This is a genomic window from Plantactinospora sp. B6F1 (genome assembly GCF_040120695.1).
Lineage (GTDB): Bacteria > Actinomycetota > Actinomycetes > Mycobacteriales > Micromonosporaceae > Plantactinospora.
In genome coordinates this window covers 1-15,704 of the sequence record NZ_JBEEAC010000046.1, presented here as the reverse complement: position 1 = coordinate 15,704, position 15,704 = coordinate 1, and the positions used below count along the sequence as shown (strand labels likewise).

Sequence of the window (15,704 nt, the reverse complement as noted above, 5' to 3'; positions counted from 1 at the left end):
AGCTGAGCTGCGGGTTTCCCGACGGCCGTGCCGGGTAGCCGCCCGGGGAGCCACACGGGGGGTGCGGGATGCCGGAATCGGAAGCCTGGGTGCACGAGGCCACCGCGACGGCCGAGGGAGGTCGGTTGCGGACCGAGGACGGTGAACTCTCCACCACCCTGGCCTCACCGTTGGCGCCGCACTGCACCGGGCTCGCCCCCGAGCAGTTGCTCGCGGCGGCCTTCGCCTCCTGCCTGCACCACGCGGCGGTCGAGGCGGCCACCGACATCACCGACGAGTCGCACACCGTCCAGGTCCGTGCCCAGGCCCGGCTGGCCCGGGACGCCGACGGGCTCTACCGGGCCGACGTACAGGCCAGCATCGCCTCGGCCGGCCTCAACCGCGACCAGCTGACCGAGCTCGCCCGGTACGCCGACCGGCTCTGGCCGTTCTCCAGCGAGGGCGGCCGGCACACCCTCACCGTCAGCGCGGCCGAGCCCGGCCAGCGCTGACCCGGTGCGGCCGGCGCTAGCGGAAGCCGGCGGTGACCGCCCGGTGGTCGCTGGCCGGGGTATGGACGACCCGGGCGTACGCCGCGGTGAGCCCTCGGTAGAGCACGTGGTCGGGCCGGGTCAACGGCAGGGCGGCCGGCCAGGTGAAGCCCGGCCCGTGACCGGCGTCCGCCTGGGCATCGTCGAGCAGGTCGGTGAGCGGCTCGATCATCCGGTCGGTGGTGGCGGTGTTCAGGTCGCCGAGCACGATCAGCCGCTCGGCCGGGTCCCGCCGGATCTGGGTGGCGAGGGCGCTCACCGTGCGGTCCCGGATGCCGGTGTCCCCGGCCCGGGCCGAGCCCAGATGCACGACGTAGACGACCACGTCGCCACCGGGGGCGGCCACCACCGCCCGCAGCGCCCGGGTCCAGGCCAGTCCGGTGTCGACCCCTACGTCGTCGCGGATCGGAAACCTGCTCCAGAGCGCCACCGTGGAGACATCCGTCCGGTACGGGTACCGCTCGGTCAGCGCCTCGGCCACCCGTAGCCGGGTGTCGCCGGAGACCTCCTGCAACCCGATCACGTCCGCCCCGGTGTCGGCCAGGCTGTCCACCGTGGCGGCCGGGTCGGGGTTGCCGGCCCGCAGGTTCTGGCTGGCCACCCGGAGCCGCACCGGGCCGCCACCACCCCCGGGCAACCACGCGGTGCCGAAGAGCACCGCCCAGAGCACGGCCGGCACCAGCACCCCGGCCAGCGCGATCCGGGACCGGCGCAGCGCGGCGGCGAGCCCGAGCAACGGGACCCCGAGGCCGAGAAAGGGAGCCCCGCTGTCCACCAGGCTGCCCAGGCCGCGCACGTTGGGAATCAACCTGTGGCCGGCCATCAGCGCGGTCAGCAGTGCGGCCGCGGCCAGGATCCACGTGCCGCGGCGTCGCCCCCGCCCAGCCGCCCCGCCATCCGCCGGCCTGATCCTGCGCTCCGCCACCGAGAGCATCGTATCGGAGCCGATGCCGCCGCCGAGGCGACGATGGCATCGCGGGCGGCCCGAGGGTCCGGCCAGCCGGGCCGACGACCGCACCGCGGACAACTCGACCGTTCGGACCAGTCGGGGAGGCGACCGACCGGGTCGGCGGAACTGGACCGAACGACCGAACCGGGCGATCTTGGACGCCGCCCGGGCAACGGAGGGGAAGCGTGCCCCACCGGCACGGCCAACGCAGCAAGACGGACATGTCGCATCTGTTCGGTCCCGCCACGGTCGGCTGTCGATGCCAGCGCCTGCCCGGTTGACCAGGCGAAAGTGTGGCGGAGACCACTAATCCGAGCGACCCCATTCGGCGCGGTGTTACCTAACCTCGGCGGGTGCCTCACAGGGAACATATTGATCGTGGACAGGACAGCGAAGCGCAGGGTGACCGTTCGGCCGATTCCGCCTCCACCGACAAGGTAAGGGGCCGCCGACGCGCCCCGGCGGCACGCCGGCTACGCCGGACCCGGGCGCTGCTCTCGTCGACGCCGGTCCGGGTCGGCGCGGTCGCCGCGGTAACCTGCTGCCTCGGCGCGGTGGTCTTCGTCGAGTCCCGGGCGGCGACCACGCCACCCGACTCCACCCCGACCAACCTGCTCGCGGACCGCGCTGCCAGCGCCGAACGTCAGCCAGCCTCCCGAGCCACCGAACGGGCCCCCGCGCCGACCCCGAGCGCGACGCCGACCACCACCCCCTCCGCCACGCCGACCGCCCGACCGATGGCGGCCCGGACCAAGGTCGCCCGGGTGAGCAAGAAGCCCAGCAGGCCGACCCCGGTCGCCGGGCTCACCCAGGCGCAGATGGACAACGCGCACACCGTCGTCCAGGTCGGGCAGAAGATGGAGATCCCGCGCCGGGGACTGGTGGTCGCGATCGCCACCGCCATGCAGGAGAGCAACCTCTACAACCTGGCCAGCGGCGTACTGCCGGAGTCGCTGAACCATCCGAACCAGGGCGTCGGCTACGACCACGACTCGGTCGGGCTCTTCCAGCAGCGGCCCAGCTCCGGCTGGGGCACCGTCGCGGACCTGATGCGCCCGGCGTACGCGGCCGAACAGTTCTACGCGGCCCTGCTGCAGATACCCGGCTGGCACGAGATGAGCGTGGCCGCCGCCGCGCAGGCGGTGCAGATCTCCGCCTTCCCCGACGCGTATGCCCAGCACGAGGAGCGGGCCGGCACCGTGGTCGGTGCGCTGCTGACCTGACGGTGACGCCCGACCGGCTCAGTAGCGGCGCCACTCCGCGCGGGCGTACTCCAGCACCCGGGGGTGCAGCAGGGTGGACGGCGGCACGTCCAGCCGATCCCGATCCGGCGGGAAGTTCGTGGCGGCCCGCAGCGTCGCGGCGTCCAGGTAGCGCAGCGCGGGTACGTCGGCCGGCAGTCCCAGCGCCGGAGCGGTCGCCCCGGGGGCGGCGAGCAGGAAGCCCCAGTCGCCGAACGACGGCACGTCGACGTGGTACGGCACGGTGGCGAACCCGGCCGACCGCAGTGACGCCTCGACGCACCAGTACGAGCGGGGGGCGAAGTACGGCGACCCGGCCTGCACCACCACCCGGCCCCGATCGGCGACCGCCGCCCGGACCAGCGAGTAGAACTCCACCGAGTACAGCTTCGCCGTCGCCGTCTCGTCCGGGTCCGGCAGGTCCACCACCACCGCGTCGAACCGGCCCGGCTGCCCGCGCAGCCAGGCGAAGGCGTCGGTGTTGACGATCCGGACCCGGGGGTCGGCGAAGGCGTCCCGATTCAGCGCCCGCAGTTGTGGCTCGGTCCGGGCCAGCCGCACCACCGCCGGGTCCAGCTCCACCACGGTCACCGAGCCGACGTCGGGATAGCGCAGCAGTTCCCGTACGGCCAGCCCGTCGCCGCCGCCGAGGACCAGTACCGAGTCCCGGGAGCCGGCGAGCGCCGGATGCACCAGCGCCTCGTGGTAGCGATACTCGTCCACCGAGCTGAACTGGAGATCCCCGTTCAGATAGAGCCGCAGGTCGGTGACGCCCTGCGAGACCAGTGGCACCGACCGGGTCAGCACGATCTCCTGGTACGCGCTGCGTTCCGCGTGCACCACCGGGTCCCGGAAGAGCTGCTGCCGGGCGGTCACCTCGAAGTCGGCGGCGGTCAGGTAGGCGTACCCGAGAATCAGGCCGACCGCGACGGTGCCGGCGGCGAGCGCCACCCGGACCCGGGCGGTCAGCTCCCGCCGGAAGACGGTGCCGACCAGCGCCATCCCGGCCAGCGCGTTCACCATCCCGACCACCAGTACGCCGCGGAGCTGGCCGAAGAAGGGCATCAACAGGAACGGGAAGGCGAGGCCACCGAGCAGGGCACCGACGTAGTCGGCGGCGAACAGGTCGGCGACGGCGCTGCCGGCGGACTGTTTCCGGATCCGCTGCAGCAGCACCATGAGCAGCGGAATCTCCGCCCCGATCAGCAGCCCGAGCAGCAGGGCGGTGCCGACCAGGGCCGGCGCGTAGAGGTCGAGCCAGGCGAAGGCGGCATAGAGGCCGAGCACCGAGAGCCCGCCGAACAGCGCGAGGGCGAGTTCGACGACCGCGAACGCGGCGGCGGCCCGGTGTTGGAGCGGCTTGGCGACCAGCGCCCCGATGCCCATCGCGAAGACCATGACGCCGAGCACGATCGACGCCTGGCCGACGGTGTCCCCGATCAGGTAGCTGCCGAGCGCCACCAGGGCCAGTTCGTAGACCAGGCCGCAGGCGGCGCAGAGAAAGACCGTGCCCAGCACCCCCACCCGGGCCGCCCGCCGCCGTGGCCGGACCGTCGCCGCGCGCGATGCCGGCCCGCCGCCCGGGTCCGTCCCGACGCTCGATGCCGGCCCAGCAGCCGATACCGGCCCAGCAGCCGATACCGGCCCGGCAGCCGATACCGGCCCGACGGTCGATGCCGTCGATGGCTCCGCGCCCGCCGGGGCCGGAACCTCGGCGCCGTCCGGCGGACGGACGTCGGTGCCGGTGGAGTCGGCCGGGAACGGCGGCTCGGCCCGGGTCGGGCTCATCGGCGGCGTTTCCTGCCGCTTCGATCCTTCCCGGGCACGATCACGCCGCCGGCAATCGGCTTCGGGCCGGCGGGCGGGCTCGGACCGGCGGCCGGGGTGACCGGTGCCGGATTCTGGTGCCGGCGCTCGAATACGCCGATCGCCAGGAAGAGGACGGTGAGCAGCAGGATCCCGGCGGCACCGAGCAGGTACCCCCAGCGGTCGCGCCAGAAATCGTTGCCGGAATCGGCCAGCGGTGCCGCCGCGACCCCGGTCGGCGACGGGGCCCGGGCCGCCGAGCCCGCGCCGGCCTCCGAGACCAGCAGCGGCAGGTAGACGGCGGCCTGGCAGACCGCCCGGCCGGGATCGTCGACGAACCGGTCCGGGTCGACGCCGAGCCGTGCCAGACCCCGTTCGAAGTCGATGTGGGCCAGGTCGGACGAGCTGGTCACCAGGTACGAGGCGCTGTCGTTCGACTCGCTGCTGGCCGAGGTGTACCAGACCGTCGCTTCGACCTGCACCCAGCGGGGGCAGCGGGCCGGATCGCTTCTCACCGCGATGTTGTCGCCGAGGTTGGAACCGACGCTGACGGGATCGGCGGCGTACGACGTTCCGCCGCTGCGCAGCCGCCAGCCGTAGCAGATCTGCTGGGTCGTGTGGGCCCGCTGGAGCAGCGTGACGGTGTCGGTCCGCTCGGCGGGCTCGGGCGGCGGCACCCGGGTGCTGTCGTCGGCGGCGCTCAGCACCGCGGCGACGATCGCGCCGACGACGGCCAGGCTGACGACGACCGCTAGGACGATCTTGAGTCGATTGGCGGTCTTTTCCGCCGCCTTCGCCCGCCCGGCGGCGGCCCAGCGCGCGTTCGCGCTCTGCCCGCTGCTGCCCTTTCCGCCGACCGCCATCAGCTGATCGCTGCCGCGATGACCGCCCCGGTCGCCAGGTGTATCACCGCCGACACCCAGACCGCCGGATGCGGCTCCGGGTCGACCAGAATCTCCCCGAGCTGCCCCGGCGTGGCCAGGTCGAGCAGGAGGAACGCCCCGGCCATGATCAGCAATCCGAGCAGCCCGTACGCGGCGCAGCTCACGATCCCCTCCACGAAGTCGTCGTGGCTGACCATGATCGCGGTGGTGACGATGATGCCCACCCCGGCCAGGTTGGAGGCGAGCAGCAGCGCGGCGTTGCGGTTGCGGTCGGCCCAGATCAGCTCGTGCAGCCGGCCCGGGGTGGCCAGGTCGACCAGCACGTAGCCGACGGCCATCAGCACGAGCCCGACCGCCCCGTAGGCGAGGGTGGCCAGCAGGTCGGTGGCGAGGGTCGTCAACACATCAGGCTCCGGAAGGGATGAGGGGTAGGGATGGGGGTGCGACGGCGCGGGGCGGGACTACTTGCCTGCGCCGGGGCCGCCGCCCCGGACCGAGCTGCCGCGTCCCCAGCCCCAGGCGTTGCCGACCGTGCCCGCGTACCGGGGATAGGCGGTGACCAGGCGCTCCAGCAGGATCAGCGAACCGCCGGCCAGCGGCAGGATCACCACCGAGTCCTCGTCGTAACGCAGGTAGACGCCGCTGGCGTCGACGTAACGGTCCGCCGGACGCCACGTCCCGGTGATCTCGTCGGCCACCGCGCTCGGCGCCTTGTCCGAGCGGTACGCCGTCGCGTCGTCGCCGATGTCCTGTGCCGCCGCCCGGGCGTACCGGTCCTGCACGTAGCCGCGCGGCGAGAAGTTGCCGTAGAAGATGGCGAAGCCGGCGACGAGGGCGCCCACCAGGGCGAACGCACCGCCGACCACGAACCACCTGCGGTACGTCATAGCCCCGTCACCACCGTTTCCGTCTCGACCAGTTCAGCGCTCTGCGGGTACGCGTGCCAGGTGCGCCAGCCGATCCGGCCGGCCCCGGCACAGGGGTCGGTCCGGCACTCCACCCGCAGCGCGGTGATCGCGTCCGGACCGCCGGGGAAGACCCCGACCAGGGCGTACGGGTCGTCGGCGAGGTCCCGCCGCAACCGGGCCGTCCGAGCCGCCAGCTCCACCGCGGCGAGCCGCCGGACCCGGGCGGCGAATCGGTAGCCGGTGGCCGGGTCGGCCAGGGTCGCCGGCAGTTCGGGGCGCCGGCCGGGCAGGCAGGCCACCGTCTCGATCAGGCCGCCGCCGGGGCTGTCCAGCACCACCTGGTGGGAGGCGCCGAGCAGCCGGAGCTGGAGCCGGACTCCGGGCCGGCCCGGCCGGGCCGGCGGGTCGAGGTCGAGGTCGAGGTCGAGCAGGTGTAGTGCGGGCTGCTCTGGGCTGTCGAGCGCGAGGCTCAGCTCGGCGGCGGTGGTGTCCTCGTATGCGGTTTCCAGGGTGACGAGCATCTTCAGCCGATCCGTCCCGCCGGTTCGTCGCCGCCCTCCGTCGCCTGTGGAAAGATCAGCACCTCGGCCCGGTGCAGCCGCTCACCGGTGCCGACCTCCCATTGCTCGCTGTCGCCGTACGCCTCGAAGGAGAGCAGCGAGCCGTCGGTGCCGGCGTAGTCGTGGTAGCGGACCGTGCCGGTCGGGTGCAGCCCGGTGCTGCCGGTCGAGGTGAAGGTGGCCCGGCCCGACTCGTCCCGCCGGTACCGCCGGCCGGCGACCTCCAACTCGGCCGGGCCCGGGCGCACGTCGACGTCCGGCAGCGCCGTCCAGAGCACGAGTTCCAGGTCGGGGTCCTCCTCGACCGAGAGCCAGAGCTTGCCGCCGTGCGCGTCGTCGAGCAGGTGCTCCACCCAGCCCCAGGCGCCCTCGCGGAAGCGCAGCGTGCCGCGTACCCCGTAGGAGGTGTGCCGGATCTCCACCAGGTCGCCGGGCTTGAGGGTACGCGGATCGCCGCGCAGCGCGTCGGCGTCGTCGTCGACGCTCCGGAACGGATCCCGTACCGGTGTTCCGGCCGGCCGGGCGGACCGCTTCCGAGCGGTACGCAACGCGACCACCGCCACCAGGATGCCCGCCGCCGCGATCAGGAAACCCGCCGCCGCCACCAGATAGGCCGTGGCCCCGTTCAACGCCCGTGCTCCTCTCGATCTACCGGGCGCCGACGGTAACAAGGCCATGCACGCCGCCGACAGCCGGTGATCGAAAGTCGGGCCGGTGGGCCGGGTGGGCATCGGGAAACCGATGGCACCCCGCCGCCGGAGGGCCGGGAGAACCGACCGGGCTACCGAGCCGGACCGGGTTGACGTTCCGGTGGGGCTGCCCCGGTCAGGGACGTCTGGGCAGCACGACGATCTGTCCGAAGAACTCGTCGATCCGCCGGATCACGTCGTTGAAGTCGTCCAGGCCGATCGGCTTGGTGACGTACGCGTTGGCCCGCAGGTTGTAGCTGCCGAGGATGTCCGTGTCGGCATTGGACGTGGTCAGCACGACGATCGGGATGGTCCGCAGGTTGTCGTCGCTCTTGACCTGGTTGAGCACCTGCCGGCCGTCCATCCGGGGCATGTTCAGGTCCAGCAGGATCATGTCCGGCCGGGGTGCCGCGCGGTGCCGCCCCTCCTGGTGTAGGAACTCCATCGCCTCCTGGCCATCGCTGACCACGTCGATCGCCTTCGGAACCTCCGAGTCGGCCAATGCCTCCTCGATCATCAGGACGTCGCCCGGGTCGTCGTCGACGACCAGGATGCGTACGGGATTCGGCTCGGCTGCGTCCACGGCATACCTGCCTCTGGTCGTCGGGATGGTGCGGCGGCGGCCCGGATTCCCGGGCCATGGGTGTTCTCCGGGCGAGCTCTCGGCCGTCAACGCGGAGTGGAACTTTAACCGATCAACGGTCGCCCAAGGTGGCCGGGTCATGCTGTTCCCGGTCATAACGGAGCAACTCTTCCAGGCCGCTGATCCGCAACACCCGCTCGACCCGCCCGGTCGCACCGGTCAACCGGAGCCAGCCGCCCCGCGCCCCCGCCCGGTCGTCACCGCGGACGAATGCGGCCAGGCCGCTGGAGTCGCAGAAGGTCAGCTCCGCGAGGTCGACGAGTAGCCGAGGGTGCCCGTCGTCGACCAACTGATCGATCTCGACGCTGAGCTTCGGCACGGTGGTGATGTCCAGTTCACCGCCCAGGTGAAGGCGCACCAGTCTGGAGTGCACCACGTGCCTGACGGAGAACACCACATCCGCCTCCGGACGCTCAGCAGCCAATACTTGCAGTCAGGCAAGTATACGCACCCACCAGATCGGCATCGAGGGCCGGTGCGGCCTGAGGTTACCGGGCCGGCACCCCGGCCGCCGCCCGCCGGTCCACCGACCGGGCGGTCGGTTTGCCCGCAACGGCCGAGGGAAGGCGCCCACCGACGGGCAGCCGGATACGGCCTGGTCAGGAAGGAGAACCGGGATGGCGAAGCCGGGCGTCCCCACGGTCACACTTCCCTCCGGCGAGGTGATTCCCGCACTCGGCCAGGGCACCTGGGGGATGGCCGAGGACCCGAGACGGCGTGACGACGAGATCGCCGCCCTGCGCGCCGGGGTGGACGCCGGCCTCACCCTGATCGACACCGCCGAGGTGTACGCGAACGGCGGTGCGGAGGAACTGGTCCGGGAGGCGGTCGGCGACCGGCGCGAGGAGGTCTTTCTGGTCAGCAAGGTCTCCGCGGCGCACGCGGGCGTCATCGGGACCGCCGACGCCTGCGCCCGCAGCCTCGAACGGCTCGGTACCGACCGGATCGACCTGTATCTGCTGCACCAGCGCGGCGACGCACCGCTGCCGGAGACGGTCGAGGCGTTCACCAGCCTGATCACCCAGGGACTGATCCGGCACTGGGGGGTGAGCAACTTCGACGTGCCGGACATGGTCGAACTGGCCGCCATCCCGGGCGGTACCGCCGTCGAGACCGACCAGGTCCCCTACAACCTCACCCGCCGGGGCATCGAGTGGGACCTTCTCCCCCGCTGCCGCGCCGCCGGCCTGCCGGTCATGGCGTATTCGCCGCTGGAGCGCGGCCGGATACTCGGGCACCCGGTGCTGACCCGGATCGCGCGGCGACACGGCGGCACGCCCGGACAGGTGGGATTGGCCTGGATCCTCGGCCAGCAGGGGGTTTGCACGATCACCAAGGCGAGCGCTCCGGAGCGCGTCCGGGAAAACCGGGCAGCCGTCGAGCTGACCCTCACCGAGGAGGACCTCGCCGAACTCGACCGGGCCTTCCCGGCACCCGGCGGCCCCGGACCGCTCGAACTGCTCTGACTGTGAGGCTGGTCGGGTCGGTGCTGCTCTGCGGCTGGCCGGGTCGGTGCTGGCCGGGTCAGACGGCCTTCAACCGGGCCGGCTGGCGAGTCGGCTCGACACCCAACTCGTCGGGGCGGGCGGCATCCTCCGGTGCGCCGCTGTCGGGCGGCTGGAACAGGTAGCGGACGAACTCGCCGCCGGTCTCGTTCTCCTCGGAGCCGGGCCACTGACCGACGACGTCCACCCCGATGACCTCCCGGCCACCTTCGTCGGTCTCCTCGAGCAGTGCCCAGAGCGACACCGGGTAGCAGCGGGTCGTGTCCGGGGCGAGCCGCCAGCGGGCGTACCAACCGGGGCGGGCCGGGACGATCTCGACGATCCTCTTCATGGTGACCTCCGGAGGCACGCGGGTCTCGCTGGCCGACCCGATCATCTGTCCCGGTCGGGTGACGGATCCTCACCCCGGCCGGATGAGCCGCCCGCACCTCGCAGTCCGGGCCCCGAGGCGTTTCGCCGGTGCCCGGTCGGGAAGGCGGTTGATCGCGCCGGCAGGCGTACGGTCGGCCGGCTCGGCCGACCCGGCCCGCAGGTGGCGAGACGCGGAGCGAGCCGAGGTGGGCCCAGGATCGGCCGATCGGCCGGTACGACTCGAGGGCTCACGACGACGAGCGCAGCGAGGAGACGGCATGAGCGGGAAGCAGATGGAGGGCGACAACCAGCGGCGGCGCACTCTGGCCCGGCAGGCTAGGCAGCGGGGCCAGCGGCCGAGCGAGGTAGGCGCGACCTTCGGCGCGGACAAGCAGCTCACCAGCCTCGACCGGGGCCGCCGGGACGGTCCCCCGCAGGCCGGGGGCCGCAAGCCGAACGCCGAGAGCGGCGCTCCGGTCGTCCCACCGCCGAGCCCGGCCGAACGGCCCACCCCGGCTCCGGACGCGCTGGTCGGTACGACGACCACCGACGTCCCGGTGATCGGATACCGGGATCTCGTCTCCGACATCGGACGCCGGGCCGGCATCGACTTCGAGCAGGCCCGCGCCGCCGCCGGAGCCACCGTGGTCGCGCTGGCCCGGGCGTTGGACACCGCCGACCGGCAGCGGCTGCTCGACGCCGTACCAAACCAGGTGCACGACGACGGCGCGCTGGCCGCCGCCAACCAGCGCCGCGACCTGGCCGGTTTTCTCGACGAGGTGGCCCGGCTGACCCACCGCAGCCCGGAGCAGGCCCGGTATCAGGCGCAGGCGACGCTGGGCGCGCTCGCCGCGCAGGACGGCGCACTGATCGACTCGCTGAACCTGCCGCCGGAACTGCGGGACCTGCTCGGCACGGAACCGGCCGGCGGTGGCCTGGTCGACCCGGGCGGCGCCACCGCCGCGCTGACCGACGAGGAACTCCGGGACGCGCTAGCGAGCCTTCCCTACTGGTCCGGGGATCGCCGCAGGCTGACCCGCACCATCGAGCTGCCGCCGGAGAACCTGGACCGGGTGCTGGGCCGGCTTGCCCGACTGCGCCCGGAGACCGGCCGGGGCCCCACGGTCGGGCGTGAGGCACCGCAGACGGCGGTGCTCACCGTCCGGACCCGGTCGCTGGACGCGGTGACCGCGCTGGACGTGGCGCTCGCGCACCAGGTCGACGAGGCGATCGACGAGGTGAACGCCGGGATGGCCGCGCCGCCACCCGAGCGGTCGGGTGGTCCGCGCTTCGGTCCGTGACCCACGGCTCGCCGACCCGCCGGGAGCTGCCCGGGGCCGAGCGCCGGGTGGCCGGCCCGGCCGCGCTACCGGCGGGTCGGCAGCTCCGGGGAGGCGCTCTCCAGCGGTACGGCGTTCGCCGGCACCAGGCCGAGTTGGATCGCCTGCCGGGTGAAGGCCGCGTCCAGCAGCCAGTCGGCACTGACCCGGGCCCGGTTCGCGGGCATCGCGACCAGGTGGTAGCCCCGGGTCACCGCCTTGGCCGGGAGCCCGGACAGTGGCACCCGCACCGGGTTCGCGGCCGCGTCGGTGCCGCCGAGATCCACCACGAACCCGAGGTCGTGATGCCGGTACGGTCGCCGCTTGCCCTGCCCGTACGAGGCGGCGACGTTGTGCGCGGCCAGTTTCCCCTGCCGCTGTGCGTGCTGCGCGGTCATCGCCGTCACCTCACCCGGCCTGGTCAGGTCGGGTACGGCGGCGGCGTCCCCGCAGGCGAAGACGTCGGGAAAGCCGGGCACGTTCAGGAACTCGTCCACCACCAGTCGCCCCTTCTCGGTGGGCAGCCCCAGGTCGGCCACGAGCGGGTCGGGGCGGACGCCGACGCACCAGACCAGCGAGCGGGTCGGCACGTACTCGCCGTCACTGAGCCGTACGCCGTCGGCCGTCGCCTCGGAGACCGTGGTGCCCATCCGGACGTCCACGCCCCGCGCGTCGAGCACCCGGCGGGCGGTCTCCGACATCCGTTGGTCGAGTTCCGGCAGTACCCGCTCGGCGAGGTCGAGCAGCATCCAGCGCGGCCGTACGCCGAGTCGCGGATGCTGGGCCGCCAGCGCGTCGGTGAAGAGCTGACCGTGCGCGGCCACCTCGGTACCGGTGTAGCCGGCGCCGACCACCACGAAGGTGGTCCGGGCGTCCCGCTCCGCCGCATCCGCTGTCGCCTCGGCCAGCTCGATCTGGCAGACCACGTGATCGTGCAGGTAGAGCGCCTCGGGCAGGCCTCGGAACCCGTGCGCGTGCTCGGTGACCCCGGGGATCGGCAGCAGCTTGTTGACGCTGCCGACCGCGATGATCAGCCGGTCGTACTCGAGCTCGCCGGGGGCGCCCTCGGCACCGGTGTAGTCGACCCGTTTCGCGGCCAGGTCGATGTGCTTCGCCTCGCCGATCACCACTCGGACCCCGCGGAGGGTGCCGGCAAGGGAGACCGAGACCCGGCTCGGTTCCAGGATCCCGGCCGCCACCTCGGGCAGCAACGGCAGGTACAGGAAGAAGTCGGTCGTGTTCAGCAGCTTGATCTCGGCCCGGCCGTTGGCGATCCGGGACAGGCTCCTCGCCGCGTGGTAGCCAGCGAACCCGGCCCCGACGATCACAACGCGCGGTTTGGTCATGGAAGTGCCCGTTCCCGGTCATCCGCCGGGCAAACCCACCATTGGCCGCGACCGGGACGGCGGGACCGGCGGGACGGCGGGTCCGGTGAGACGGCGGGACCGGCGGGACGGCGGGTCCGGTGAGACGGCGGGACCGGCGGGACGGCGGGTCCGGTGAGACCGGCAGACCGACGGGACGGCGGGGCCGGCGGGTGGGGCGCTATGCTGTGACCGGCTCCGATGCGGCCGGCCGCTTGCGCCCGCTGGGTTTGGTGAACGCATCGGTCGATGGCGTGACTGTCGTGACGGAGACTCCCGAAGGCGGCCCGGTCAGTAACGCAAGCGCTGGTGCGACGGCCGCCGGCATGGAGCTTCGATGACCGCGTCAGCCTCTGACCCCACGGACGCCGCAGCCGACCCGGGCCAACCCGGTGCCGGCCCGACGCCCCCGACACCCGGCCCCAAGGCGATGGCCAGGGCCCTACGCGGCGAGTTGCGCGGCCGGTTCGACCTGGCGGTGACGCACAGCGAATGCCTGGAGATCGTCGCCCGCCAGCACGGCGTCGACAACTGGAACATCCTGGCCGCCCGGCAGCAGGGTACCGACGCCTCGCCGTCCGGCATCGCCGCGGCGGAAGCCGGGCTTCCGTGGGGTGCCCGCAACAGTACGGTTCCGGTGCTACGCATCTTCGCGGTCGATCCGGCGATCCAGTTCTATGTGGACTTCCTCGGTTTCACCCTCGACTTCGGCGGGCCGAACGCAGGTCCCGGCACCGCCTACTACGGCCAGGTGTCCCGGGACGGCACCACCCTGCACCTGGCCGAGACCGCGTACGACGCTGGACAGGGTGCGACGGTGTTCCTCTGGGTAGACGGCGTCGACGAACTGCGTGAACGGTTGAACCGGCGGCGTACCGAGGTGCCGGTTTGGGGACCCGCTGTCTGGACGCCCAGGGTGGAGCGGGCCCAGTGGGACGGCCGGGTGCTCACCGTCGCCGACCCGTTCGGCAACCACCTGCGGTTCGGCGAACCCGACGACCCGAAGTTGCGGGCCGGGTTGCCCCGCTGGGCGTAACGGCCGCTGCCGCAGGGTGCGGTCGGTCCGGTCGGGCTGGCCGAACCCTGCGGTCCTGGGCGGGCCTCACTATGCTCTTGATCGCCAGACGTGAGGCCTTCGTTGAGCCTGTGGAGGACGCCAATCCATGTTCATGGCCCTGCTGCTCGATCTCGCCAATATTCTGGGTGGTTTCCTGCTCGCCGTCGCACTGCTGCGCCGGCTACCCCGGGTCGGCGACGACCTCGGGCGCTTCGCTGCCAGGGTGGCGCCGTTCGGTTGGGTGGTCGGGATCATCGCGCTGGTGGCGGGCGGCTACTACCTGATCGTCCACCTGGTCTCCGGGCCCCGCCCGTTCCATTTCGAGGTGGTGGGGATCGGCGTCGGCCTCGCCCTGCTCTGGGACCGACTGACCGGCCGTCCGGCACCGCGGACGGAGGCCGAGGGCGCGGCAACCGGGGTCAGCCTGCTGCTCGCGGTCTTCGGGCTCATCGCGATGATCGTCGGCTTCCAGGGCCTCTTCACCCCGGACGGCTGATCCGCCCGGGACGGGCCGATCGCGCTGCAAGACTGACCCGCGCTGCAAGACTGACCCGCACTGAGGGCTGATCCGCACTGAGGGCTGATCCGCACTGAGGGCTGATCCGCACTGAGGGCTGATCCGCGCCGGGCGGCTGCGACCCGCCCGGCGCATGACCCGCGCTCCCCTCGGCCACGCCGGCCGCACCGGCGTCGATGCCGGCCGGCGTGACCGGTGGCATCGACGCCGGTCGGGGCCGGCGGTGTCGACTACGACTGCGCGGAGCGGGTGAGGCAGAACGGCTTGCCGACCGGGTCGGTGTACACCCGGAACGTCCGGCCGCCGCCTGGCTGCCGGGTCGCGCCCAGGGCCAGCACCGCCGGCTCCGCGACGTCGAAGTCCTCGACGCTCACGTCCAGATGGACCTGCTGCGGGTACGCCGGATCCGGCCAGCGTGGCGCCGCGTAGTCGGCCACCTGCTGGAACAGCACCGGGTGCTCGCCATCATTGCCGATCATCGCCATGCCGTCGGCCTCGTAGGTCACCGGCTTGCCGAGCAGCTCGGCGTAGAAGGCGCTCAGCGCCTTGGCGTCGGGGCAGTCCAGCATCACGCCCATCAGCGTGGTGTCGGGGTTGTCCGCCTTCAGGCAGAGGTCGAAGGGATGCCCGGCCGGGTCCGCCACCGTGTACCACGTCTCGGCCTTGTTCAGCAGGGTCCCACCGAGGTTGACGGCCCGGTCGAGGGCTGCGTCGAGGTCCGGCACCCGCAGGTCGAGATGGGCCTGCTGCGGCCGGTCCTGGCCGGGCCAGCGCGGCGGCCGGTGGTCCGGAGCCAGCTGCAGGCCGACCTGCCAGCCGTCGGGCGTGTCGAGGGTGATCCAGTCGTCGTCGACGCCAGCCGTCACCCACCCGGCCAGCTCCCGGTAGAAGGTGGCAAGTCCCGTGATGTCCGGCGCGTCGAGCACGACCATCTCCAGCTTCCCGATCAACAGTCACTCCCTGGTGTCGTGGTCCGTCCGCCGACATCCTGCCGGTGGGGTACGACAGAACCCGCCGAGCGGAAGGAACTCGCCGAGGACGGCGACCGGGCCGGGCCTACCTCTCCGGCGCGTCTCCCTCCTCCGTGTCGGCTTCCTCGTCACCGCCGGGATCCCGACCGCCGGGCTCCCGCCACCGCTTCGGACTCGGTCCGGTGCGTTCGGCGTCGAAGGGGTTCTCGGTCGGCTCATCGCTATCTGCGAAGCTCGGCCGGCGAACCGCATCCGGCTCGGGCACCTGCACCGGTCGGGCGCCGAACTGCTCCGGCGGTTGGTCCGTGACCGCCTCCCGGGCGGCCTCGGCACCCTCCACCATCGGTGGTTCCGGCGTCCGGCGGTCGCGATGCAACTCGTCCCGGATCCGTTGCGGTGGTTCGGCGGCC

Annotated in this window: 17 protein-coding genes and 2 pseudogenes; 6 read left to right on the top strand and 13 right to left on the bottom strand. The window is 72.8% G+C overall.

The features are described 5' to 3' along the window. Positions 1 to 68: 68 nt before the first annotated feature. Positions 69 to 491, top strand: a complete 423-nt coding sequence (locus ABNF97_RS31495; protein ID WP_349340743.1) for an OsmC family protein — start codon at positions 69 to 71, stop codon at positions 489 to 491. Positions 492 to 507: 16 nt separating this feature from the next. Here the strand turns inward: ABNF97_RS31495 and ABNF97_RS31490 are convergent, their stop codons facing one another. Beyond that, positions 508 to 1,455, bottom strand: a complete 948-nt coding sequence (locus tag ABNF97_RS31490; protein ID WP_349340742.1) for an endonuclease/exonuclease/phosphatase family protein — start codon at positions 1,453 to 1,455, stop codon at positions 508 to 510. 377 nt (positions 1,456 to 1,832) lie between these two features. On the opposite strand from ABNF97_RS31490, the gene ABNF97_RS31485 reads away from it, so the two are divergent. Next, the gene (locus ABNF97_RS31485) at positions 1,833 to 2,702 is read left to right on the top strand and encodes a hypothetical protein (protein WP_349340741.1); all 870 of its coding nucleotides are present in this window, start codon (positions 1,833 to 1,835) and stop codon (positions 2,700 to 2,702) included. Positions 2,703 to 2,720: 18 nt separating this feature from the next. Here ABNF97_RS31485 and ABNF97_RS31480 read toward each other — a convergent pair. The 8 genes and pseudogenes from ABNF97_RS31480 to ABNF97_RS31445 form a co-directional block, all read right to left on the bottom strand. Continuing rightward, positions 2,721 to 4,262, bottom strand: a pseudogene (locus tag ABNF97_RS31480) (polyamine aminopropyltransferase); the annotation flags it as partial. Between the two features lie 242 nt (positions 4,263 to 4,504). Next, complete coding sequence (locus ABNF97_RS31475) at positions 4,505 to 5,389, bottom strand: hypothetical protein (RefSeq protein WP_130463154.1); 885 nt, start codon at positions 5,387 to 5,389, stop codon at positions 4,505 to 4,507. Beyond that, positions 5,389 to 5,811: a DUF350 domain-containing protein gene (locus ABNF97_RS31470; protein ID WP_130463155.1), complete on the bottom strand. Its 423-nt coding sequence runs from the start codon at positions 5,809 to 5,811 to the stop codon at positions 5,389 to 5,391. Before ABNF97_RS31470 ends, ABNF97_RS31475 begins: the two co-directional genes overlap by 1 nt. Before the next feature lie 60 nt (positions 5,812 to 5,871). After that, the gene (locus ABNF97_RS31465; RefSeq protein ID WP_349340740.1) at positions 5,872 to 6,297 is read right to left on the bottom strand and encodes a DUF4247 domain-containing protein; all 426 of its coding nucleotides are present in this window, start codon (positions 6,295 to 6,297) and stop codon (positions 5,872 to 5,874) included. After that, positions 6,294 to 6,839: a DUF2617 family protein gene (locus tag ABNF97_RS31460; protein ID WP_130463157.1), complete on the bottom strand. Its 546-nt coding sequence runs from the start codon at positions 6,837 to 6,839 to the stop codon at positions 6,294 to 6,296. Before ABNF97_RS31460 ends, ABNF97_RS31465 begins: the two co-directional genes overlap by 4 nt. A 2-nt stretch (positions 6,840 to 6,841) precedes the next feature. Continuing rightward, positions 6,842 to 7,507 carry a DUF4178 domain-containing protein gene (locus ABNF97_RS31455; RefSeq protein WP_130463158.1) on the bottom strand — a complete coding sequence of 222 codons (666 nt, stop codon included), beginning with the start codon at positions 7,505 to 7,507 and terminating at the stop codon, positions 6,842 to 6,844. Between the two features lie 196 nt (positions 7,508 to 7,703). Next, complete coding sequence (locus ABNF97_RS31450; RefSeq protein ID WP_349340739.1) at positions 7,704 to 8,150, bottom strand: response regulator; 447 nt, start codon at positions 8,148 to 8,150, stop codon at positions 7,704 to 7,706. A 112-nt stretch (positions 8,151 to 8,262) separates the two neighbouring features. Then, positions 8,263 to 8,604 carry an STAS domain-containing protein gene (locus ABNF97_RS31445; RefSeq protein WP_349340738.1) on the bottom strand — a complete coding sequence of 114 codons (342 nt, stop codon included), beginning with the start codon at positions 8,602 to 8,604 and terminating at the stop codon, positions 8,263 to 8,265. 223 nt (positions 8,605 to 8,827) lie between these two features. Here ABNF97_RS31445 and ABNF97_RS31440 point away from each other — a divergent pair, with 223 nt between their 5' ends. Continuing rightward, the gene (locus ABNF97_RS31440) at positions 8,828 to 9,676 is read left to right on the top strand and encodes an aldo/keto reductase (RefSeq protein ID WP_130463161.1); all 849 of its coding nucleotides are present in this window, start codon (positions 8,828 to 8,830) and stop codon (positions 9,674 to 9,676) included. 58 nt (positions 9,677 to 9,734) lie between these two features. Here ABNF97_RS31440 and ABNF97_RS31435 read toward each other — a convergent pair whose 3' ends face one another. Then, positions 9,735 to 10,046, bottom strand: coding sequence for a hypothetical protein (locus ABNF97_RS31435; protein ID WP_130463162.1), 312 nt, complete (start codon positions 10,044 to 10,046; stop codon positions 9,735 to 9,737). 298 nt (positions 10,047 to 10,344) lie between these two features. Between ABNF97_RS31435 and ABNF97_RS31430 the strand changes: the two genes are divergently transcribed. Then, positions 10,345 to 11,367, top strand: a complete 1,023-nt coding sequence (locus ABNF97_RS31430) for a DUF2267 domain-containing protein (RefSeq protein WP_130463163.1) — start codon at positions 10,345 to 10,347, stop codon at positions 11,365 to 11,367. Positions 11,368 to 11,432: 65 nt separating this feature from the next. Here the strand turns inward: ABNF97_RS31430 and ABNF97_RS31425 are convergent, their stop codons facing one another. Continuing rightward, positions 11,433 to 12,731, bottom strand: a complete 1,299-nt coding sequence (locus ABNF97_RS31425; RefSeq protein WP_349340737.1) for an NAD(P)/FAD-dependent oxidoreductase — start codon at positions 12,729 to 12,731, stop codon at positions 11,433 to 11,435. A 355-nt stretch (positions 12,732 to 13,086) separates the two neighbouring features. Between ABNF97_RS31425 and ABNF97_RS31420 the strand changes: the two genes are divergently transcribed. Beyond that, on the top strand, positions 13,087 to 13,785 hold the full coding sequence (locus ABNF97_RS31420) for a glyoxalase superfamily protein (protein ID WP_349340736.1): 699 nt from the start codon (positions 13,087 to 13,089) through the stop codon (positions 13,783 to 13,785). Between the two features lie 127 nt (positions 13,786 to 13,912). Then, positions 13,913 to 14,302 (top strand): hypothetical protein, encoded by a 390-nt coding sequence (locus tag ABNF97_RS31415; protein WP_130463166.1) that lies wholly within the window; start codon positions 13,913 to 13,915, stop codon positions 14,300 to 14,302. A 251-nt stretch (positions 14,303 to 14,553) separates the two neighbouring features. On the opposite strand, the gene ABNF97_RS31410 is transcribed toward ABNF97_RS31415, so the two are convergent. Both ABNF97_RS31410 and ABNF97_RS31405 read right to left on the bottom strand, forming a co-directional pair. Continuing rightward, entirely contained in the window at positions 14,554 to 15,273 is a 720-nt protein-coding gene (locus ABNF97_RS31410; RefSeq protein WP_130463167.1) for a VOC family protein, read from the bottom strand. 106 nt (positions 15,274 to 15,379) lie between these two features. Further along, positions 15,380 to 15,704, bottom strand: a pseudogene (locus tag ABNF97_RS31405) (hypothetical protein); the annotation flags it as partial.

Excerpts from the sequence above, each read along its gene's own strand:
- ABNF97_RS31425 (WP_349340737.1), bottom strand. The coding sequence starts at position 12,731 with ATGACCAAACCGCGCGTTGTGATCGTCGGGGCCGGGTTCGCTGGCTAC.
- ABNF97_RS31415 (WP_130463166.1), top strand. The coding sequence starts at position 13,913 with ATGTTCATGGCCCTGCTGCTCGATCTCGCCAATATTCTGGGTGGTTTC.
- ABNF97_RS31475 (WP_130463154.1), bottom strand. The coding sequence starts at position 5,389 with ATGGCGGTCGGCGGAAAGGGCAGCAGCGGGCAGAGCGCGAACGCGCGC.
- ABNF97_RS31465 (WP_349340740.1), bottom strand. The coding sequence starts at position 6,297 with ATGACGTACCGCAGGTGGTTCGTGGTCGGCGGTGCGTTCGCCCTGGTG.
- ABNF97_RS31430 (WP_130463163.1), top strand. The coding sequence starts at position 10,345 with ATGAGCGGGAAGCAGATGGAGGGCGACAACCAGCGGCGGCGCACTCTG.
- ABNF97_RS31440 (WP_130463161.1), top strand. The coding sequence starts at position 8,828 with ATGGCGAAGCCGGGCGTCCCCACGGTCACACTTCCCTCCGGCGAGGTG.
- ABNF97_RS31435 (WP_130463162.1), bottom strand. The coding sequence starts at position 10,046 with ATGAAGAGGATCGTCGAGATCGTCCCGGCCCGCCCCGGTTGGTACGCC.
- ABNF97_RS31420 (WP_349340736.1), top strand. The coding sequence starts at position 13,087 with ATGACCGCGTCAGCCTCTGACCCCACGGACGCCGCAGCCGACCCGGGC.
- ABNF97_RS31460 (WP_130463157.1), bottom strand. The coding sequence starts at position 6,839 with ATGCTCGTCACCCTGGAAACCGCATACGAGGACACCACCGCCGCCGAG.
- ABNF97_RS31495 (WP_349340743.1), top strand. The coding sequence starts at position 69 with ATGCCGGAATCGGAAGCCTGGGTGCACGAGGCCACCGCGACGGCCGAG.